General features: G+C 64.1%; 17 protein-coding genes. 1 reads left to right on the plus strand and 16 read right to left on the minus strand.

Features of this window, described 5'->3' with window-relative positions:
- Positions 1 to 2: 2 nt before the first annotated feature.
- From N436_RS12270 to N436_RS12345, 16 genes are all read right to left on the minus strand, one after another.
- On the minus strand, positions 3 to 1529 hold the full coding sequence (locus N436_RS12270; RefSeq protein WP_105948533.1) for a Fic family protein: 1527 nt from the start codon (positions 1527 to 1529) through the stop codon (positions 3 to 5).
- A 148-nt stretch (positions 1530 to 1677) separates the two neighbouring features.
- Positions 1678 to 2517 (minus strand): helix-turn-helix transcriptional regulator, encoded by an 840-nt coding sequence (locus tag N436_RS12275; RefSeq protein ID WP_177410313.1) that lies wholly within the window; start codon positions 2515 to 2517, stop codon positions 1678 to 1680.
- A 53-nt stretch (positions 2518 to 2570) separates the two neighbouring features.
- Entirely contained in the window at positions 2571 to 3983 is a 1413-nt protein-coding gene (locus N436_RS12280; RefSeq protein WP_110741143.1) for an aminotransferase, read from the minus strand.
- A 34-nt stretch (positions 3984 to 4017) separates the two neighbouring features.
- Complete coding sequence (locus tag N436_RS12285; RefSeq protein ID WP_110741144.1) at positions 4018 to 5121, minus strand: polyamine ABC transporter substrate-binding protein; 1104 nt, start codon at positions 5119 to 5121, stop codon at positions 4018 to 4020.
- Positions 5122 to 5400: 279 nt separating this feature from the next.
- Complete coding sequence (locus tag N436_RS12290; protein ID WP_105948529.1) at positions 5401 to 6102, minus strand: NAD(P)H-dependent oxidoreductase; 702 nt, start codon at positions 6100 to 6102, stop codon at positions 5401 to 5403.
- Between the two features lie 43 nt (positions 6103 to 6145).
- Positions 6146 to 7324: a pyridoxal phosphate-dependent aminotransferase gene (locus tag N436_RS12295; RefSeq protein WP_110741145.1), complete on the minus strand. Its 1179-nt coding sequence runs from the start codon at positions 7322 to 7324 to the stop codon at positions 6146 to 6148.
- A gap of 24 nt (positions 7325 to 7348) precedes the next feature.
- A complete protein-coding gene (gene alr, locus N436_RS12300; RefSeq protein WP_110741146.1) occupies positions 7349 to 8578 on the minus strand; it encodes an alanine racemase in 1230 nt (409 codons plus the stop codon).
- 34 nt (positions 8579 to 8612) lie between these two features.
- Positions 8613 to 10220 (minus strand): 5-guanidino-2-oxopentanoate decarboxylase, encoded by a 1608-nt coding sequence (locus N436_RS12305; protein WP_110741147.1) that lies wholly within the window; start codon positions 10218 to 10220, stop codon positions 8613 to 8615.
- Entirely contained in the window at positions 10213 to 12330 is a 2118-nt protein-coding gene (locus N436_RS12310) for an acetate--CoA ligase family protein (RefSeq protein ID WP_110741148.1), read from the minus strand. Before N436_RS12310 ends, N436_RS12305 begins: the two co-directional genes overlap by 8 nt.
- Before the next feature lie 18 nt (positions 12331 to 12348).
- The gene (locus N436_RS12315) at positions 12349 to 13509 is read right to left on the minus strand and encodes an acyl-CoA dehydrogenase family protein (protein WP_105948524.1); all 1161 of its coding nucleotides are present in this window, start codon (positions 13507 to 13509) and stop codon (positions 12349 to 12351) included.
- A gap of 32 nt (positions 13510 to 13541) precedes the next feature.
- The gene (locus tag N436_RS12320) at positions 13542 to 14336 is read right to left on the minus strand and encodes an enoyl-CoA hydratase/isomerase family protein (RefSeq protein ID WP_110741149.1); all 795 of its coding nucleotides are present in this window, start codon (positions 14334 to 14336) and stop codon (positions 13542 to 13544) included.
- A 162-nt stretch (positions 14337 to 14498) separates the two neighbouring features.
- Positions 14499 to 15905, minus strand: coding sequence for an amino acid permease (locus N436_RS12325; RefSeq protein WP_105948522.1), 1407 nt, complete (start codon positions 15903 to 15905; stop codon positions 14499 to 14501).
- A 196-nt stretch (positions 15906 to 16101) separates the two neighbouring features.
- Entirely contained in the window at positions 16102 to 18354 is a 2253-nt protein-coding gene (locus tag N436_RS12330) for an ATP-binding protein (protein ID WP_110741150.1), read from the minus strand.
- A complete protein-coding gene (locus tag N436_RS12335) occupies positions 18351 to 19127 on the minus strand; it encodes an ABC transporter substrate-binding protein (RefSeq protein WP_110741151.1) in 777 nt (258 codons plus the stop codon). The genes N436_RS12330 and N436_RS12335 overlap by 4 nt, the downstream gene beginning before the upstream one ends.
- Positions 19124 to 19840 (minus strand): response regulator, encoded by a 717-nt coding sequence (locus tag N436_RS12340; protein ID WP_016715658.1) that lies wholly within the window; start codon positions 19838 to 19840, stop codon positions 19124 to 19126. The genes N436_RS12335 and N436_RS12340 overlap by 4 nt, the downstream gene beginning before the upstream one ends.
- 73 nt (positions 19841 to 19913) lie before the next feature.
- Positions 19914 to 20558 carry a TetR family transcriptional regulator C-terminal domain-containing protein gene (locus tag N436_RS12345; RefSeq protein WP_105948519.1) on the minus strand — a complete coding sequence of 215 codons (645 nt, stop codon included), beginning with the start codon at positions 20556 to 20558 and terminating at the stop codon, positions 19914 to 19916.
- A 102-nt stretch (positions 20559 to 20660) separates the two neighbouring features.
- On the opposite strand from N436_RS12345, the gene N436_RS12350 reads away from it, so the two are divergent.
- Positions 20661 to 21407: an enoyl-CoA hydratase-related protein gene (locus tag N436_RS12350; protein WP_105948518.1), complete on the plus strand. Its 747-nt coding sequence runs from the start codon at positions 20661 to 20663 to the stop codon at positions 21405 to 21407.
- The last annotated feature ends 61 nt before the right edge of the window (positions 21408 to 21468 follow it).

Here is a 21468-nt window from a genome sequence, read left to right on the forward strand (position 1 = left end):
CCCTATAGGTCGCCTTCGAAAGCCGAGCGCACAGCCTGCACAACGCGCTCGGCCCGCGCAGCATCCTCCAGTTGTGGATAAGCTTTTTTCAATTTACCGGACACGTGCCAGCCGTTTTCCTTGAGCGAGCGGATGATGCGATTGGCATCCTGATCGGGCATTTCCAGCACGTCCTTCAGGCGCTCCTGTGCACGCCGGAATACCACCAGCACCCGCGCTTCATCGGCCATTTCCTTGCGCACGGTTTGCGCAACGACCTGAGCGGTATACAGCACGTGTGCGGTCAAGTCCGGGTATCGCCAGGCTACGGCTGCATCATCGTACTCATCGAACATGAAGTTGCTCGACGTGCCGTCAGCGTATGTAGTGGTTTTGCCGAAACGGTACGACGCCCCATAGCGCTGCATGAACGGCCTGGAAAAAACATCCAGCACTTGGTCGTAGCCCACACGAAATGCGATTGAGCTGGTGATCGTGGCAGACACCGGCAGGATGACCCCAGCCGGCATGGCCTTGTCACGAATCAAGGTGTCGTTGATGAGAAACCGATGAATCCGACCGTTGCCATCACGCATTGGGTGGATGTACACGAAGCCGAATGCCAAAACTGCAGCTCTGGCTAATGATTCAGCACCCCGTGTAGCAGCTTCGAAGGCCTTGAGCCCCTCAATCAGCTCCGCGACCTGCGTGTAATGGGGCGCAATGTAGTGCACGATATCTTCGCGCATGGTCGCTTGCCCAACAAAAACAGGGGACTGCCGCAACCCTAGGCCAAGCGCTTCGTGCCCCAATATCCCGGCCTGTAATTTGTGCAGTGTTCGCTCGCTCAACGGCTCTTCGACAATGCCACAGTACCTGGCAATGACATGTGCAAACCGTTGGATTCTGTCAGCTTGGTCGGCTTCTTTTTCGATCAGAAAGCTGGCGCGCGACTCCTTGAAGGTCAACCAACTCGCACTGCGCATCAGAATGTCGGCACCAAATGCCTGGTCGAGTTCACCCAGCGCAGCCGTCAGGTCGAATGCCAACGCGTTTTGAATCTCCTCAGTACGGCGCAACATCGGGCAAAAGCCAGGCGTGCCAGGCAGGTTGTCATTTACCCGCCAGCGACGCACACGCAATGGCAGGGTACGTACCAAGTACTTTTGGCTGGCAACAGCATCGCAGTAAGCACCATTGCCAATATCCGGTATATCCAGACGGGTTGCGGTGAGCCATTCGTAGAAAAAACCGGTACGCCGGGCAAACTGGCCAAAGGGGGATTGCCTGCACCAGGCCTCGATCGGCTCAGGCCCCACGGCTGCGAACAAGCGCGCAAAGAATTCGAGGTGAATTTCCTCGTACTTAAGACCGAATTCGAAATGGCCTGCAAAGCTGTCGGATGGCCGATAGCTTGGCGGGTACTGATTCACAATGAGCCCGTCGCTGTCACGGCTCACCCGGGTCGTCCCGATCATCGATTCGACGCGAAGCGGCTGCACCATCGTGATGCCATACCGATCGGCCAACGCCTTGAAGCCTACCTGCATTGCTGAATCCTTTACCTTCGGTACGAAAACACTACCAATTAAAAGAATTTACGCGAAAACGCTAACCGGGTACGCACGAATTGACTAACGGCGTTGCGAAAACTTTAACAAAAGGCAGTTTCTGACGAAAAAAGCTAACAGAAAAGCATCAAGCGACCACCACCGCACTCCCCTGACGCAACCAGTCGATAAACCGTGCAAACAACTCGGACTGGGAGTTGATCTCCAGCTTCAGGTACAGGTTCTTGCGGTGCATGCGCACCGTCTCAGGCGAGATACCCAGCTCCAGCGCGGTGGATTTTACCGAGTGTCCGCGCAGAATCATGTGTGCCACCTCGCGCTCGCGGTCGGTCAGCACCTGGCAGCCAAAGCTGTCGAACGCCGCCTGCAAGCCGCCGCGCTCAACCGATGCGGTGCCAGGCTCCAGGTTATGCCGGGCATAGCGCCCCAGCAGTTCGCGCACCATCGGCTCCAGCGCCCGCAGCAGGTCGACCTGCCCGGCACTCAGGGGCGTACCGCTGCAACCTTGGAACAGGCTCAATGACAGCTTGCGACCCGCGCTGAGGTCGACGATGTAGTAGCTGTCTTCGCTGCAACCGGTGGCCAGGTAATAAGCCTTGTAGTAGTCGCTGTCGAGGAAGTTGTCGGGGGCGATTTCCTGTAGGTGGTAAAAGCCTTCTGCCAGGCCGCCTTGCACGGCCAGGCAGAACGGGTCAAGCAGGTAGCCGGCGCTGAAGTAGCGTTCCAGCACAGCGGCACGGTGCAGTTCGGGGATGCCTTGCTGGTACAACAGCTGCGGCGCCCGCCCCTGGCACTCCAGGCTGATCATCATCGATTCCACCTGCACCAGCTGGCCGATGGCAGCGGCCACATACTCCAGCGCCTCAGGCGTTTCGCTATTGGCCAGCGCGCGCTGCAACGCCGCATGCCATTGCTGCAGCGCGCCCATGGTGAGGGTAAGCGGGGTGTCGGGGGTGGCCTGGGTCATGCCCGGCAGTCTAGCCTGCCAGGCACGCCCCCGCACAGCCCTTTGCGCCAGGCTCATCGGCCCCGGTACAGGCCAAGCGCGGTGAGTTCGCGCGCGGTTTCGATGATGCACTGGCGCAGGGTCTCGACGATTTCATCCACCTGCGCATGGGTGATGATCAACGGCGGCGACATCACGTTCAGGTGCATGATCGGGCGTACCAGCAGCCCCTTGGCCTGGGCCTTGCTGTGGATACGCTCGCCGATGTTCACCTCATCCGGGAACAGCGCCTTGCTGGCCTTGTCGGCCACGAACTCGACGCAGGCCATCAGCTTCATGCAACGCACATCGCCCACCAGCGGCAACTCGCGCAGGCTTTGCAGGCGTTGCTCCAGATAGCTGCCAACGTCCTTGACGTGCTCCAGCAACTGCTCGCGCTCGATGATCTCGATGTTCTTCAGCGCCGCCGTGCAGCACACCGGGTGACCGCTGTACGTGAAACCATGGGTGAAGCAACGGCCCTTGCCCGGCTCGGCGATAACCTGCCAGATGCGCTCGGAGAAAATGCACGCGCCCAGCGGCAGGTAGGCCGAGGTCAGGCCCTTGGCGGTGGTGATGATGTCGGGGGTAACGCCAAACAGTTCCTCGCTGGCGAAGAAGGTACCCAGGCGCCCGAACGAGGTCACCACCTCGTCGGCGACGAACAAGATGTCGTAGGTCTGGCACAGCTGCCACATGCGCTGGAAATAGCCTTGGGGCGGAATGATCACCCCGCCCGACCCCATGATTGGCTCGGCGAAGAACGCCGCCACGTTGTCGGCGCCCAGCGAGAGGATCTTGTCCTCGAACTCGGCCACCAGGAAGTCGAGGAACTCGGCCTCGTCCATGTCGTCCGGCGCACGGTACGGGTTGGGGTTGGAGACGTGGTGGATCAGGTCATGGTGATAATCGAACTCCGGCACCCGGTCGGCGGCCTTGTTGCCGATCGACATGGTCAGGGTGGTGGAGCCGTGGTAGGCGTTGTAGCGAGCAATGATGTGCTTCTTGTGTAGCTTGCCGCGGCAGTTCTGGTAGTACTGGATCAGCCGGTAGGCGGTGTCGACAGCGGTCGAGCCGCCGGTGGTGAGGAACACATGGTTCAGGTCGCCGGGGGCCAGCTGCGCAAGTTTCTGGCACAGCTCGATGGCCACATCGTTGGCCATGTCGGAGAACGGGTTGGAATAGGCCAGTTGGCGCACCTGGTCGGCGATGGCCAAGGCCATTTCCTCACGGCCCAGGCCGATGTTGGTGCACCACATGCCGCCAACAGCATCAAGGAAGCGGTTGCCGTGGGTGTCGCGAATGTACGCGCCCTCGCCGGCGACGATGTTCAGTGCGCCTTGCTCGCGGTGCTCGTCGAACACATGGTAGCCGTGCATGTAGTGGGCCTTGTCGGCTTCCACCAGCGGGTCGTGGGCGATGGCGAATGCTTTGCTTGGGGTGGCCATGGGCAGCTCCTTGGCGGGAATCGTTGGGCAGTGTTCAGAAACCGGTCTTGACCGTGCTCCAGACCCGGGTAATGGCACGCATGTCCTTGGGGCTCTGGGTTTTCTGCGCGAACAGGCGTTCGCGGGTGGATGAATCGGGGTAGATGGCCGGGTCCTGGCGGATGTCGTCACGCACCAGCGCAGTGGCGGCGGCGTTGCTGTTGGCGTAGTGGATGTAGTCGGTGACCTTGGCCATGGTCTGCGGCTGCAGCAAAAACTCGATGAAGCGGTGGGCGTTGGCCGTGTGCGGCGCATCCTTGGGGATGTACAGGTTGTCGAACCAGATCAACGAGCCTTCCTGGGGGATGAAGAACGACAGCTTGATGTCCTTCTTCGCCTCCACCGCACGGGCCTGGGCGGTGGCGTAGTCGCCAGACCAGGTCAGTGCCAGGCAGACATCGCCATTGGGCAGGCTGGTGAGGTAGTTGACCGAGTCGAACTTGCGAATGTAGGGGCGGATGCTCAGCAGCAGTTGTTCGGCAGCCTTGAGGTCGGCCGCAGATGCGCTGCGCGGGTCCTTGCCCAGGTATTGCAGGGCCAGCGGGATGACCTCGGTGGGCGCGTCCATCAGGGTGACGCCACAGTCGGCGAAGCGCGAGACGATCTTGGGGTCGAACAGCATGGCCAGCGAGCCGATGGGGGCATCGGGCATGCGTGCGGTGATCTTGTCGACGTTGTAGGTGACCCCCGAGCTGCCCCAGGTGTAGGGTGCCGAGTACTTCAGGCCTGGGTCATAGCCTTGCAGGTTGTTGACGACTTGCTGGTCGAGGTTGTGCCAGCTGGGCAGTTGCTGCTTGTCCAGCGCCTGGAACACGCCGGCGCTGATCAGCGGGGGTACCAGGGAGGCGTTGAGCATGACCAGGTCGTAACCGGAACGGCCGGTGAGCAGTTTGGTCTGTACCGTTTCGTAGCCGTCGAAGGTGTCGTAGATGACCTTGATGCCGGTGGCCTTCTCAAAGTCGGCCAGGGTGGTTTCGCCGATGTAGTCGGTCCAGTTGTACAACCGTAGCGTGTTGCCGCTGTCCACCTCTGCCGCCAGGGCGAGGCTGGCGCCAGACACCAGCAGCAGACCACCCATCACCTTCAGTACCTTGCGCATGGCAACTCCATCGTGTGAATGCTCCGGATCGAGCCGATGGGTTCACTATCGGGGGATTTGCCGAGGGGGAACATACCCCGAATGTGTGGGTGGTCGTTTTTTAGCAGGTGGATCTCAACAGCCTGCCGAATCTTTGGGGCTGCTTTGCAGCCCTTTCGCGACACAAGGCCGCTCCCACAGGATTACCGTCAGCTTCGATGCCTGAGCTGTCCTTGTGGGAGCGGCCTTGTGTCGCGAAAGGGCCGCAACGCGGCCCCTATGGTCAGTACAGGAGAAAGGTCAGGTCAGCGGGTACAAAGCCTCATCGAACTGCGCCAACCGCGGGAACACCAGCGGCTGATCATCCGAGAGCTGCTCCAGCCGCTGTCGGTATTGCTGCAAGAAGCCCTGGCGCGCCTCATCGCTGATATACGGCACATGCCAGGCCACGAACGGCGGCAACACCTCGAACCCCACGTAGGCCAGCGTACCCCGCAGAATCGGCCGCAACATGTCTTCCAGCGGCCCATGAATCGCCCCTTCGCCAAACATGTGCTCGCGCCCGCCCAGGGTCACGGTCACCAGCGCCTTCTTGCCCGCCAAACCACCCTGGTCGTAGAAGCGCTTGCCGCCATAGCACACCCCCGACACCAGCACCCGGTCGATCCAGCCCTTGAGCATGGCCGGCGCCGAGAACCAGAAGATCGGGAAGTTAAGCACCAGCAGGTCAGCCCACAGCAGCTTGTCCAGCTCCTGCTGGATGTCCTCGGCAATGGCACCGCGCTTGACCCCCTGGCGTTGCTCCAGGGCATACACCAGATACTCCGGGTTCTCACGCTGGGTAAAGTCTTCGGCACTGGCCACCGGGTTCCAGCCCATGGCGTACAAGTCGCTGACCTGCACCTGGTGGCCCTGGGCACGGAAGGTTTCCACGGCCTGGTCGCGCAGTGCGGCGGTAAACGATTGTGGCTCGGGGTGAGCGTGGACGATCAGTACATTCACTCGTGTTCTCCTTGCACAAAACAGGTTGTCTGGCCGCCGTCGCTTAGCCTTGCATCAGCTCGCCGGCACAGCGGGCGATGCGCTGGCAGGCATCGACCAGCGCCTCGTTGTCCAGCACCAGCCCCAGGCGAATATGCCCGGCGGCGCTGGGGCCAAAGGCTTCGCCGGCCAGTACCGACACGCCCTGGCTGTCCAGCAGGCGGTTGGCAAAGGCCTGGGCACTGAGGCCGGTTTCGCGGATATCGACCATCACGAACATGCCTCCATCGGGCTTCAACGCCTTGAGGCCCGGGCAGCCAGCCAGTTGCTCGCACACCAGGTCACGGCGCTGGCGATAGGCCTCGCGCATGGCGTCCAGTTCTGGTAGCTGCTGCTCCAGCGCCACCACCGCAGCGTCCTGGATGAAGTCCGGCGAACCGTACAGCATGCACAGGGCGAGGTTTTCCAGGTGCGTGGCCAGTTCCTTCGAGCCGACCACCCAGCCCATCCGCCAGCCGGTCATGGCATGCGATTTCGACAGGCTGTTGAGGGTGGCGGTACGTTCAGCCATGCCCGGCAGGCTGGCTGGGCTGACATGTTCGCCTTCGTACAGCAACTCGCTGTACACCTCGTCGGAGATCAGCCACAGGTCATGGGCGATGCACAATTCGGCGAGTGCTTCCCAGGTCGCACGGGGCAGGCTTGCACCCGAGGGATTGTGCGGGCTGTTCAGGGCCAGCGCGCGGGTGCGCGGCGTGATGCGCTCGGCCACGTCTCGCGGGCAGACGCGAAAACCGTTCTCCGGCTTGACCGGCACCGGTATCACCTTGGCACCACAAGCACCGAACACGGCCTCGTACGTGACATACATGGGCTCGGCAACGATCACCTCGTCGCCCGGGTCCAGCACGCACTGGGCCACGCAGTACAGCGCGCACTGAGCCCCCGCCAACACGGTCACCTGGTCCGCACTGACGGCTTGGCCGCTGCGCTGCCGGTGGCGGTTGGCGATGGCCTGGCGCAAGGCCAGCTTGCCGCGCACATCGGCGTAATGGGTGTGGCCCGCTCGCAGGCTGTCGATGGCCGCCTGGACAATCGGCGCAGGGGTGTCGAAGTCCGGGTCCCCCACCGACAGCAACAGGATGTCCTTGCCCTCGGCCTGCAGCGCCAGGGCGCGGTAGTGGATGTCCCAGGCCGCAGCCCCGTCGCCGGCGATGCGTTGGGTGAGCGTGGCGTAGCGCATGGCAATCTCCCTTCAATGGCGGGTTCAGTCGACGAGGATCTTCGGGTTGGAACTGCCCCACACGGTGTACAGGTCGGCGAGCAACGCGCCGTTGATGTCTTCCATTTCGGCCTGGGTGATCTCGCCCCCGGCCTGCTTGCCGAACAGCACCACTTCGTTGCCCCCTTTCACATCCGGGAAGTCGGTGACATCGACCATCAGCGTGTTCATCGACACCTTGCCCACTACCGGCACACGGTGGCCGTTGATCAGCACATGGCCCTTGTTGGTGAACGCCCGGCGGTAACCGTCGGAGTAACCGACGGTGATGTTGGCCAGCCGAGAGTCACGAGCCAAGGTAAAGGTGCGGTCGTAGCCGACGGTGTTGCCGGCCGGGTAGCTGTGCACGGCAGCCACACGCGACTTGAACTGCATGGCACGCTGGTACTCGGTGTGGCTCGGCACGGTGTCACCGAACAGCGCGCCACCGGTGCGCACCATGTCCAGGCGCGCTTCCGGCACCTCCAGCGTAGCGAACGAGTTGGCGGCGTGCAGGGTAAGCTTGCTGCGGTCGAGCTTGGCGTGCTTGATCAGCCAGTCGGTCTGCTCGTTGAACGCTGCCAGGCCCTTGCGCACATCGTCCTTGTCTTCCACCGCAAAGTGGGTCATCAGCGCGACCAGCTTGAGGTGCTTCTGGTCGGTGATCTGCAGCGCTTCGCCACGGCCGGACCAGGTGCTCATCTCCACCCCGTTGCGGCTCATGCCGCTGGAATTGAGCGCCAGGTGGATGCGCAACGGCTTGCCATGGCGCTCGGCGATGGCATCGAGCTGGCGGGCGAATTCGGCACTGCCCACCAGTTCTTCCATGTCGTACTGCAAGGCGTCTTCCACTTCGCTGAGGCTGGCCAGGCGCACCCGTACCAGTTGCCCGGTAAAGCCACTGGCGCGGACCACGCGGGCTTCCTCGTTGCTGGCCACCGCCACACAGGGCACGCCCTGGGCAATGATCGACGGCATCACCAGGCCGACACCGTGGCCATAGGCATCGGCCTTGAGCACGGCACACAGCTTGGACTTGCCGGCCAGTTCGGCCTGCAAGGTGCGGATGTTGTGTTGCAGGGCGCTGGCGCTGATTTCGACCCAGGCGTTGCTGTTTTGCACGGTCAAAGCGGTGGTGCCGTTGTCCATCGACAGCGGCGGCGCAGCGTACAGCGGAGCCTGGCCAGTGATCAGCAGGGCCAGGGAAGCGGCCAGAAGGGTACGGCGAAATGGCATGGTGGTTTCTCTTGTTATGGGTGTTGTGCGCGGTTTAGCGCACACAGGTATGTTTGAGTTCGATAAAGGTCACACCAGGTGTGGCGAAGCCAATGGCCAGGTCGGCCTGCAGCGCGTCCAGGTCTCGCGGCTGGCGCACTGCGCAACCAAAGGCGCGGGCCAGGCCGATGAAGTCCGGGTTGCGTGGCAGTACGCCGACCGGTTCGATGTCCAGGCCGAGCATGTCGTCACGGATCTGACCGAGGGCGTCATTGTTCCACAGCAGCACGACCAACGGGCGGTCCAGTTCTTCGACCGCAGTGGCCAGTTCCTGGGCGGTGTAAAGAAAACCGCCGTCGCCCACCAGCACCAGGCCTGGGCGGTGATCGGTGGCGAGCATGCCGCCGATGCCGGCCGGCAGGCCGTAGCCGAGGGTGCCGTAGCCGGTGGGGTGCAGCCAGCTGCGTGGCGCCCGGCTGGCGAAAGCGTAGTTGCCAGTGTAGGCCAGCTGGGTCATGTCGCTGCTGATGAACGCGTCGTCGGGCAGCACGGCGGCAATGCGGTCCAGAATGGCCTGGTGCGTGGCCTGCAATGGCGCATGCCCGTTGCGGATGGCCTGGCGCAGGTTGGCCACGGCGTCGTGGGCCTGAGCCGGTTCGCGGGCGAGCTCCGGCAGGTGGTCGAGCAAACCGCACAGGGTTTGCCGGGCATCGCCGTGCAGGGCCATGGCACAGGGGTAGAAGTCGTTGAACTTGCGCGGGTCGATGTCCACGCGCAGCAGTTCACCCGTGATCGGCAGGCGCTCGCGCCAGAAATCGGTGTCGGCCATTTCGGTGCCCACGGCCAGCACCACATCGGCCTCGCTGATGAGTTGCCAACCGGGCTCCAGGCACAGGCTAGAGCCGGCATTGAGAGGCGCGTCCGGTGGCAGCAGGCCCTTGCCGGCCACGCTGGTGAACACCGGTGCCGCCAGGCGAGTGCTCAACTGCTCCAGTGGCTCGGCAGCGTGCAGCGCCCCCCCGCCGGCGATGATCATCGGCCGCTTGGCCGCCGCCAGCTTCAGGGCCGCCCGGTCGAGGGTTTCCCGGCACGGCTGGCCACGGCCGGGGCGGCGCACCACCTCGTTGCTCCAGTCGCGGCTTACCGGTGCGGCCAGCACGTCCAGCGGCACCGAAATGTGTACCGGGCGCGGCCGTTCGCTGTCGAACACGGCCCAGGCGCGGGCGATCAGCTCGGGCAGGTCTTCGCCGCGCAGGGCCACAGCGGAAAACGCGGTGATCGGCGCTGTCATGGCGCGCTGGTCCTGGGTTTCGTGCAGGCAGCCCCAACCCTTGCCCAGGCTGGCGGTGTGGTTGACGCTGGAAATCACCAGCATCGGGATGGAGTCGGCATAGGCCTGGCCGATGGCGGTGGCGGCGTTGGTCACGCCCGGGCCGGTGATGACAAAGCACACTCCAGGCTTGCCACTGACCCGCGCGTAGCCGTCGGCCATGAAACCGGCTCCCTGCTCGTGGCGGGTCAGCACATGGCGGATGCCACTGCCCGGCAGGCCACGGTACAGCTCCAGGGTATGCACGCCGGGGATGCCGAACACGGTCTCCACGCCGTAATTGGCCAACAGCCGTACCAGCGCCTGACCGGCAGTCATGCTGTGGTTACTCATGTCGTTCTCCTTGCGCCTGGCCGAGACGGATCAACGCGTCGACCGCAGTGGTGCCACGGGCCCCCACCATCAATGGGTTCACATCCAGTTCCAGCAGGTGCCCGGCGTTTTCGCAGGCGTAGTCGGCCACCGCGCGGATGGCTGCAACCAGGGCGTCGAGGTCCGCAGCCGGGCGACCACGGAAGCCTTGCAGCAGGCTGGCGCTGCGCAGGTTCAGCAGTGCGGCACGGATGGCGCTGTCGGTGGTGGGCAACAACAGGCTGACACTGTCTTTGAGCAGCTCGACCAACACGCCTCCGGCACCCATCACCAGAGCCAGGGCGAAGTCGTGCTCACGCTTGATGCCAACGATCAGCTCGGCCAGCGGCGGCTCGGCCATGGGTTCGAGCAGTACCTGGTCGAATGCTACGTGCGGGGCGTAGGCGGCGATGCGCTGGCGCATCTGCACCAGTGCGGCTTCCAGCGCAGCAGCATCGCGCAGGTTCAGCGCCACCGCACCGGCTTCGGTCTTGTGTGGCAACTGCGCGCTGACGGCCTTCAGCACCAGCGGGTAACCCACGCGTGCGGCGTCTGCCACGGCACGCTCGGGCGTGCTGAGTACGCCCGCGGGCACCGGCAAGCCAAAGGCGCGCAGCGCTTGCTTGGATTGCCATTCATCCAACAACCGGTTTTCGCCCGTGAGCGCCTGTGGGCACAACGGTACGCGTGCGGCCTCGCCCTGCTCCAGCAGCCGCTGGCGGTTACGCTGGTAGGCGACAATGCGGCCCCAGGCCGCCAAGCCGTCCTCGACACCCTGCAAGGCAGCAATGCCATGTGAATGGAGGCGCTCACGTGCGCTGGCGGGTAGCAGCTCCGGGAAGGCCGAGGTAACGAAGCCAATCTTGCCGTGGCGTTCCAGCGCATCGCAGTACAGCCCCAGCAACAGGTCGCACTCCTTGCGTTCGCCGGTAAATGCCGCCGGGTAATCCAGCACCAGCATGGCCGCATCGGCTGCGCCGCTCAGCGTGCTGTCGAGCATGCGTTGCAGGGCGGCTTCATCGCCCCAGATGGCCGTGGTGAAATCCAGCGGGTTGACCAGGTTGGCATAGGCCGGCAACACGTCGGCCAATTGCGCCACCTGCCCTTGTTCCAGCTTGGGCAGGTTCAACTGGTTGCGTTCGGCATAGTCGGCAATCAGGCCGGCATCGCCGCCTGAGCAGGCCAGCGCGATCAGCTCGCCGTCGACCGGCAAGCGTCCGCAAGCGGCGGCCTTTAGCGTTTCGACAAAGCTGACCGGGCCACTGACACGGATCACGCCCAAGCGCTGGAACAGGCTGTCGTACAAAGCATCGGAGCCGGACAACGAGCTGGTGTGGCTGAGCGCCAGTTCAGCACCGATCTGCGACACGCCCGTTTTCAGGGCAATGATTGGCGTGCCCTGTTGCAGCGCTTTGTGAGCGGCACGCGCGAAGCCCGGCACGTTTTTCAGGCCTTCCAGATGCAGGCCGATCGCCGTTACCCGTGGATCGTCAAGCAGCACGTCCATCAACTCGGCCACACCCAGTTGCGCCTGGTTACCGACCGAAGCCATGTAGGCCACCGGCAGCGAGCGGTCGCTCATGGACAGGTTGTAGGCGAAGTTACCGCTCTGGGTGAGAATCGCCACGCCCTTCTCCACCTGTTTGCCGCCATGGGCCACCGGCCACAGGGCGGCCCCGTGCAGGTAGTCGAGCAGGCCGTAGCAGTTGGGGCCGAGCAAAGCCATGTCGCCAGCAGCGTCAAGCAGGCACCGCTGCAACTGGCGGCCCTCCTCGCCACACTCGGCAAAGCCCGAGGCGTAGCAGATGGCGCCACCGGCCCCGCGTGCAGCCAACTCGGCCACACACTGCAAGGTCAGCTCGCGGTTGGTGGCGATGAACACCGCGTCCGGGGCATAGGGCAAGTCGGCCACCCGCGCTACGCAAGGGATGCCCTCCAGGCTTTCGTGCTGCGGGTTGACCAGCCACAGCTCGCCACCAAAGCCCCCTTCGGCGCAACGCTTGAGCGCCCGCGCCATGCTGCGCCCGCCCACGAAGGCCAGGTGCCGGGGCGCCAGCAGGCGCTTGAGGTTGTCACGAATCGATTGCGACATGTGCGTTCTCCAGGCCGGTCAGCGCAGCAGCGGGCGCAGCAGTTCACGGGCGATGATGTGCCGCTGGATTTCCGAGGTGCCCTCCCAGATGCGCTCGATACGCGCATTGCGCCAGATGCGCTCGACCGGCCCTTCATCCATCAGGCCCATGCCACCGAAGATCTGCACGGCTTCGTCGGCCACCTTGCCCAGCACTTCACTGGCAAACAATTTGGCCATGCCGGCCTCGCCATCGGTCATGCTGCCCTGGTCCATCTTCCAGGCAGTGTGCAGGGTGAGCATTTCGGCAGCGCGGATCTGCGTCGCCATGTCGGCCAGCTTGAACGACACACCTTGATAGCTGCCAATGGCCTGGCCGAACTGCTTGCGGTCGGCGGCCCATTGCAGCGACAGGTCGAGGGCGCGCTGGGCCTGGCCTACGCAGTTGGCGGCCACCATCACCCGGCCGGCGGTGAGCCAGGCGTTGGCCACTTCCCAGCCTTTGTCGACTTCACCCAACACCTTGCTGGCCGGTACCCGGCAATCGTCGAAGAACAGCTCATAAGTGTGATAGCCGCGGTTGCTCACGCACTTGGGGCCACGGCGGATGGTCATGCCCGGCGTACCCCGGTCCACCAGGAAGGCCGTGACCGCGTTGCGCTTGCGCCCGTTGTGCTCGTAGGTGTCGGTGACGGCAAAGACAATGGCGAAGTCGGCATGGCCCGCGTGGCTGATGAAGTGCTTGCTGCCATTGATGACAAAGTCATCGCCCTGGCGCACGGCGCGGGTCTTGATGGCGTTGGCATCAGAGCCGGCCCCCGGCTCGGTGAGGGCGAAGCAGTCGGTTTTCTCGCCTTGCACGCAGGGCAGCAGGTAGTCGTTGATCTGCTCGTCCTTGCAGGCCATGAGGATTTTCGAAGGCCGGGCAACGAACACATGCAGCGCCCAGGACACCTTGGACAGCTCGCGTTCGATCAGCGCCTGGGACAGGTAGTCCAGGCCACCGCCGCCGACTTCCTCGGGCATGTTGAAGGCGTAGAACCCGGCAGCGAGGGCTTTGCCACGGATCTGCGCGGCCAGTTCCGGGGACACGGCATCGGCACGGTCCACCGCTTCCTCATGGGGCAGCAGCTCTTTGGCAACAAAGCTGCGTACCGCTTCCACCAACATTTCTTGTTCTTGGGTCAGTTGGAAATTCATCTGCGAAGGTCCTGGTCAGGGTCGGTATCGGGTTACTGGCCGGTGAAACGGGGGGCGCGACGTTCAACCGAGGCTTGCAGCGCCTCGGCGCCGTCCTGGCTACGGCCACACAGCAGGCCGGCGTGGCGCTCGGCTTCCAGCTGTTCGGCCAGGGTGCACCGGGCGCCGTCGCGGATCAGCCGCTTGGTTTGCGCGTAGGCGAAGGTCGGGCCGTTGGCCAGGCGCCCGGCCAGTTCGGCGGCTACGGCGGGCAGTTGTTCGTCAGGGCACACTTCGCTGACCAGCCCGGCTGCCAGGGCGCGTTCGGCGCCCCACAGTTCATCGAGGAACAACAGGCGCTTGGCCTGTTCGCTGCCGATCAGCCGAGGCAGGTGCCAGCTGGCGCCGGCATCGGGGCTGTAGCCCATGCTGGTGTAGCCGGCCTTGAAGCGCGCCGAGGCGGCGGCGATGCGCAGGTCGCAGCACAGGCTGAGGTCCATGCCCCCACCCACAGCGGTGCCGTTGATGGCCGCGAGGGTGGGTTTGTCGAGGCTGTGCAAGCGCAACATCAGGGCGTGGGCGGTTTCGGTCCAGCCATAGGTTTCCAGGGTGCCTGCGGCCTCGGCGGCGGCCCACTCGGCCAGGTCGGCACCGGCGCAGAAGCTGCGGCCGCTGCCGGTCAATACCACCACGCGTACGGCCGGGTCGCCGTTGTGGCTGTCGAGCAAGGCGTGCAGCTGCTTGAGGGTGGGGATATCCAGCGCGTTGCGCTGCTCGGGGCGGTTGAGGGTGATCCAGGCAACGCCGGCTTCGACCTTGCTCAACAGAGACGACGACGGGGTGGTCATGTGGGCCTCGGTATTGTTGTGTCTATTTGAGGGGCTGACGAGGGAGATACTAAACGAGTGTTCAACAAGGCGGGATGGGCTGTTACAACTTCGCACAACTTGGTCTTCGACGTTACACCCCCCCCTGTGATTGCAGGGGGGGGTGCGGTATGGGCTGTCGGTTCAGACGCCGGGCGCGCTGGGTGCCAGGGCACCCTGCCGACGGCGATTGACGAAGAAATACGCCGCGTAGCACAGGGCAATGAAGCCAAAGCCCCAGTACAGCGACGGCCGCTGGGTTTCATCCAGCGCCAGGAACACGAACAGCGAACTGCACAGGGTGATGCACAGCAGCGGCACCAACGGGTACAGCGGCGCCCTGTACTTCAGGCCTTGCAGTTGCCCACCTTCACGCAGGTAGGCTTTGCGGAAGCGGTATTGCGCCAGGGCAATGACGATCCAGGTCACGGTGCCGGACATGCCGCTCACCGCCATCAGCACCATGAACAGGGTGTCGGCGGCAATGAAGCTGGTCATCAACGAGATCAACGCAAAGCACAGGGTGATGCTCAGCGCCCGCAGCGGTACACCACGCTTGCTCAGCGGCGACAGGCTTTTCGGCGCCATGCCGCTCTTGGACATGGCCCACAGAATGCGCGTGGACGCATACAGCCCGGAGTTGCCCACCGACAGGATGGCGGTAAGGATGACGAAGTTCATCAGGTCGGCGGCGTAAGGGATACCGACCATGTCGAACACCTGCACGAACGGGCTTTCCATCAAGCCGGCCTGCTCGTACGGCACGATGGCCGACAGCACGGCAATCGCCAGCACATAGAAGATCAGCACACGGAACACCACGTTGCGCACGGCCCGCGGGATGCTCTTTTCCGGGTGCTCGGTCTCACCGGCTGCCACGCCCATGATTTCACACCCCTGGAAGGCATAGACCACGGTCATCATCACGGCGAAGACTGCCGACAGGCCGTGTGGGAACAGCGACTCGCCCACCAGGTTGTCCAGCATCGGTGCCGGTGCCCCGCTGCTCAGCGGGATGGCGCCAAAAATCACCAACAGGCCAATGACAATGAAACCGAGGATGGTCGCCACCTTGATGCCCGAGAACCAGTACTCCGCCTCGCCAAAAGCGCGGGTGGCCAAGGCGTTGAGGCCGAACAGCACGACCACGAACAGCGCTGACCAGTACCAGATCGGCACCTCGGGGAACCAGCGGGTCATCAGCATGCCGGCGGCGGTGAACTCCAGGCCCACCGTAGTGGCCCAGCTCATCCAGTACACCCAGCCGATCATGAAGCCGGTGGCAGGGCCGATGAACTTGGTGGCGTGGGCCTGGAACGAGCCGGACACCGGCATCTGCACCGACAGCTCGCCCAGGCAGACCATCACCAGGTACATCAGCAAGCCTGCCACCAGGTAGGCCAGGATCGCGCCCACCGGGCCGCCCTGGTTGATGGTCACGCCCGAGCCCATGAACAGGCCGGTGCCGATCACCCCACCCAGCGACAACATGAAGATGTGGCGGCTTTTCAGTGCGCGGGTGAGCTGGATCTTCTCGTGGGTCTCAGTCATGGTGCACCTCGCCATTGCGGCCGGTGCGCGGTGTGGTGCGAAGGAAGGGCTGAGCACTAGGGCATGTCATTGTTCTTGTCTCCAGTAAGCCTCATGGACCGCGTACAGCACGGTTGCCATGGATTATTGGAAACAGATGTAAGGCGCCGTTGTACGAACGGATCGAAGATGTAAAAAGTCGTAAGTTTTTTGTACGTCAGCCCTGGATCAGCTGTTCCAGGGTGGCGCGGGCCTGACCGAGCTGGCTGGCCAATGGCTCGCCAAGCGCCTTCAACGCCTGTTCGTCGTGCTGCCGGGCCGCCTCTTCAAGGCAGCGCAATAGCGCCGCCAGGCCAGAAAAGCCCAGGGAGTCGCAACTGCCGGCCAAACGATGGGCCAGGTGCAGCACCTCGGTATTGTCCTGGGCCAGCAGCGCCTCGGCCAGTGCCGTGGCGTGCTGCTCCAGTGACTGGCGCAGCACCTTCAGCAAGCCCTGCAGCTTCTGCTCACCCAGCAGCGAACGGTGGGTGTCCAGCAGCGACCAGTCCATGTCTGCGTCAGTGCCAACCCCTTCGCTGGGCGCCACTTCGGCCAACGCCTTGCGCAGGGTCTCCAACCGCAACGGCTTGGCCAGTACCCCCTGCATGCCGGCCGCCAGATAACCCGATACCTGCCCCGGTTGCACCCCGGCCGTCAGCGCCAGAATCCGGCTGGCGCGGTTCGGTCCGGGCGAGGCACGCAGCCTCTGGCACAGTTCCACCCCACTCATGCCCGGCAAGTGTACGTCCAGCAGGATCAGGTCGAAGCGCCGTTGCGCGCAAACCTGCAGGGCCTGCCCGGCGTCTTCGGCAAAGCTCACCCGATGGCCATCGCGCAGTAGCAACCCACTCGCCACCTCGCGGTTCAGTGCCACGTCTTCGACCACCAGGATATCCAGGCTGGGCATGGGCGGCGTGGCGGGTGACCGGCCCGGCACGGGGTGCCCGTGGGCCATTTCGAGCTCGAACCAGAAGCAACTGCCCTGCCCCGGCACGCTGTCCAGGCCGATGCTGCCGCCCAGTTTTTCCACCAGGTGCTTGCAGATCGCCAGGCCCAGGCCGGTGCCGCCATAGCGACGGGCCACGGCCTCGCTGGCCTGGACGAAGCGGTCGAAGATTTTCGCCTGCACGGCGGGCTCGATGCCGATGCCATTGTCACTGACCGACAGCCGCAAGCGCTGCGCGTGTTCGCTACTGGCAAGCACCCGCACCCCAAGCTGCACCTGGCCGTGCTCGGTGAACTTGATGGCATTGGCCAGCAGGTTGCTGAGCACCTGGCGCAGGTACTGCTCGGCACCGTGCTGGTACTCGCCCAACGGCTCATCGATATGCAGGTGCAACGTGTCGCCGTTGTCCTTGGCCATGGGCTCAAGCAGCGTCAACACTTCCTGGCACAATTGGCGCAAGGAAAAACCCACCAGCTCGGCCCGGCTCTCGCCTTCTTCGAGCCGGGCGAAATACAGCACTTCGTTGAGAATCGCCAGCAGCCCCTCGCCGGCCTTGTACAAGGCCTCGACGCGCTGACGGTCAGGCAACTCCAGCCGCCCGCCACGCAACAATTCGGCCATGCCCAGAATGCCGTTAAGCGGCGTACGCAGCTCATGGCTCATGGTCGCCAGAAAGCGCGACTTGGCCAGGTTGGCAGCCTCGGCCTCGTCCTTGGCCCGAGCCAGGCTGGCTGTACGCCGCTCGACCATGGCCTGCAGTTCGTCGCGCTTGTCCTGCAGTTCAAGCCGATCACGCTCGCGGCGCTCGATGTCGCTGAGTATGGCGCGGCGCATATCGTCCAAGGCATTGGCCACCGTGTCGATTTCATCCGGGCGCGATGAAGGACGACGGCCCAGGCGCAACGGCTCCTGCCACTGGCCGGCGCCAATACGGCGAGCGAACTCGGCCATCACTTGCAGGTGGCGGGTGACCAGTCGGTAGAAAAGCCCCGACAGCGCCACCGCCAATCCGCACAAAAACACGCCCATCCACAGCAGGCTGGTCAAGCCGGTGGCATACAGCCGCTGATGCACGGCCCCCAGGTCAATGGTCACTTCCAGCTCACCCAGGTGCCTGGCAGGCCCCGAAGGGGGCTGAAAGTCGAGCGGGAAGCGTTCGACGCGCAGCGGCCCTTTGGGCTCGGCCGCCCCTCGTAGCAGTTGGAAGTCGTCGCTGACCAGGCGCACCCGGGCCACATCGGAAAAGTCCACCAGGCCGCGCAGTTGGGTGTCCAGCTGCGCCTCGTCCAGGTCCCACAAGCTGCGCTCCAGGCTGGCCAGGTAGCCCGCACGGATCAGCGCCATGCGCGCGTCAATGTCGCGCATCTCGCGGCGGTACTCGAAGTACAGCTGCACCCCGCTGGCCAGCACGGTGAAGCACAGGCTGAACAACAGGATGAACAACAGCAGGCGGCGCAGCAGGCCGTCGGCACGTAGCGGGATCATCGCGCATCCACCGGCAGGTTGATCATGTCCCTGTAGGTGACTTCACTCTGCTCCAGCCAGCGCGCGATCTCTCCGGCCTGGTTCATACGCTGCAACTGCGCGTCGATTTCGTCCATGTGCCGGCTCAGGGGTGATCGCCGCGACACCGCAACGCGCAGGTAGTCCACGCTCAGGGCGCTGGGCAATACGCGGATATCCTGCGCCCCGGGCAGGTGCTCGATGAACAGTTGGCCGGTGCGCCGCTCCTGGATCACATAATCGATGCGCCCACGGATCAACTTGCCGAAGTTCTGCTGGCTGGAAGACACCCGCTCGATGTTCTGGTGGCGGGCCACGAAGCGGTCGAATTCGGCGCCGTAGCTTTCACCGTACAGCAGGCCGCCACGGTAGCCTGCAAGGTCCTCCACGCGCTGGAACCGAACCGGCCGAAGGCGGTTGTAGAACACCGCCACCTCTTCGCGTACCACCGGCTCGGTGGAAAAACGCATGCGCTGGTCACGCTGGTCGCTGTTGTAGGCCAGTACCACGTCCACCCGCCCGGCGGCGGCGTCCATCAGGCAGCGCTTCCAGTTGCCCAGCACCACCGTCTGCACGTCGTAGCCCATGCGGGTGAACAGCTCGCGCACCACGGTCGGCGCCAGGCCGCGCACTTGGTGGCCATCGCTCCAGGAGATCGGCGGGTACACCGGGTAGTCGCAATAGCGCACCGTCTCGGCCGCACCGGCCTGCGCGGCGAGCATCGCCAGCGCCACCCCCAAGGCGCGAGGGGTCATGCTGCCACGCTGGCAGTGAACAGGTAGCCGGTGCCGTGGATGGTGATGATCAGTTGCGGCTCGGCCGGATCGTCGTGTAGCTTGCGCCGCAGGCGGCCGACCAGCACGTCGATGGAGCGGTCGTTGGGCACCCACTCACGGTTGCGAATCTGGTCCATCAACTGATCACGGCTGAGGGTATGGCCGCTGTTGCGCAGGAATACACTGAGCAGTTGGAACTCGCCATGAGTCAGCAAGGTTTGCCCGCCACGGGCGTCGATCAGGCGGCGCCGGTCGGTGTCCAGCGCCCAGTCGGCAAACTGCTTCAGCGACTGCGCACAGGCAGGCACGGGGTGCACTTCGCGAGCATGGCGTACGCGGCGGATCAGGTTTTTGGCGCGCGACACCAGCTCACGGGGGTTGAGCGGTTTGATCACATAGTCATCGGCGCCGCATTCCAGGCCGACGATACGGTCGATGTCGTCGTTGCGCCCTGTGATGAGGATGATGCCCACCTCCGAGCGCACCCGCAGCTCGCGGGTCAGGGTGAGGCCGTCCTTGCCGGGCAGGCGGATATCCAGCAGCACCAGGTCGACATCCTGGCTGCCGAGCAGGGCTTCGGCTTTTTCTGCCGTATCAGCGCAGTGTACGTCGTAGCCTTCCTGGGAAAGATAGGCCTGCAGCAAGTCACGAATAAGCGGATCGTCATCGACGATCAATACCCGAGGCGTCATTGCGTGTCGTCTCTTTTTATTGGTGTTGTTCTACACACTCGCGCCAGCAGCGTACTCGTTACTGAACAGGCGATCAACAGCCCTCGGGCAGGCTGAAACGGCGCCGACCACCGGCTTGCAGGCCATCGACCCAGGCTTCGCAGATAATCACGCCCTGCTCGGGCGTGAAGGTGCCGGGGTTGAGCCCCGACTCCAGCCACAGGCCGTCCAGCAGGGCGCTGAGGCTGATGGCGGCGAGGTCGGCATCGAAGCCCTGCCAGCCCTCGTCCCCGGCGAGCGAGGCCAGCAGCTGGCTCAGCTCCTTACGGTACTCGCCATAGGAATGGTCGTGCACCTGGTTGATTGCATCAGCTGTCTTGACCGCGCCCCAGAACGCCAGCCAGGCGTCAAGCAGTTGCGGGTCGAGCAACTCTGCGCAGAACGAAGCGCGGAAAAACGCCGACAACCGCTCGCGGGCATTGGGCGCGGCCTGGGCCATGGCCTCACGCAACAGGCCCATCACCCGCCCGGTAACCGCCAGGTAGGCCTCGGCCACCAGTTCGTCCTTGCCGGCGTAGTGGTGGCTGATCAGCCCTACCGAAACCCCGGCCTCGGCCGAGATCTTGCGGATCGAAGCCCCCTGGAAGCCATGGCGCTTGAGGCACACCAGGGTCGCTTCGACCAGGTTGGCTTTGCGCAATTCCGGCAGCATGCGGTGGTAGCGGGCTTCCTGGTTCATGGGCGGCTCTCGGTTCTGGGGCTGGACTGAACGACTGTACAACAAGCCGGCGTGCGTGATAAACCCTTGGCTCTCCTGCCCACAACAACAAAAGCGGCTGCCATGAACGACCTGATCACACGCGACCTGGACCAGGGCCTGCTGACCCTGGCCTTCAACCGCCCCGACAAGCTCAACGCACTGAACACGGCCATGTACCAGCGGCTGGGCGACCTGCTGTTGGCGGCCAGTGAAGACCCGGGCGTGGAGGCAATCATCATCACCGGTGGGCCGCAGTGCTTCACCGCGGGCAACGACCTGCGCGACTTTCTCGACAACCCGCCCGGTGATCTGGACAGCCCGGTATTTCGCCTGATGCGGGTGGTGATGGGCCTGGACAAGCCGCTGATCGCGGCAGTCAGTGGCGCGGCCATCGGCATTGGTGCCACCTTGCTGTTGCATTGCGACCAGGTGCTTGTCAGCCGTTCGACCAAACTGCGCATGCCGTTCGCGCCACTGGGTGTGTGCCCGGAGTTTGGCTCCAGCCTGCTGCTGCCTCGCTTGCTTGGCCAGGCCCGTGCGGCCCGCTTGCTGCTGGGCAACGAGTTGCTGAATGGCGAACAGTTGGTGGCCTGGGGGTTGGCCAACGAGCTGCATGAGGATGGCGAACAATGCCTGGCCGCAGCACGCACGCTGGCGCGGCAGCTGCAAGGCTACCCGCAGGCGGCGCTGCGTATCAGCAAGCGGCTGCTCAAGGACAGCCAGCGGGCCGAGCTGGAGGCGACGGTAGCGCGGGAGAGCCGGTTGTTTATCGAGTGTTTGCGTACTGAAGAAGCGCGGACTGTTTTACGGGGGCTGATCAAGGATTAAAAGCCTGGGGCCGCGGTGCGGCCCATCGCCGGCAAGCCAGCTCCCACCTCGATCGTAGCGC

The sequence above is a fragment of the Pseudomonas sp. RV120224-01b genome (assembly GCF_003208145.1).
Taxonomy (GTDB): domain Bacteria; phylum Pseudomonadota; class Gammaproteobacteria; order Pseudomonadales; family Pseudomonadaceae; genus Aquipseudomonas; species Aquipseudomonas monteilii.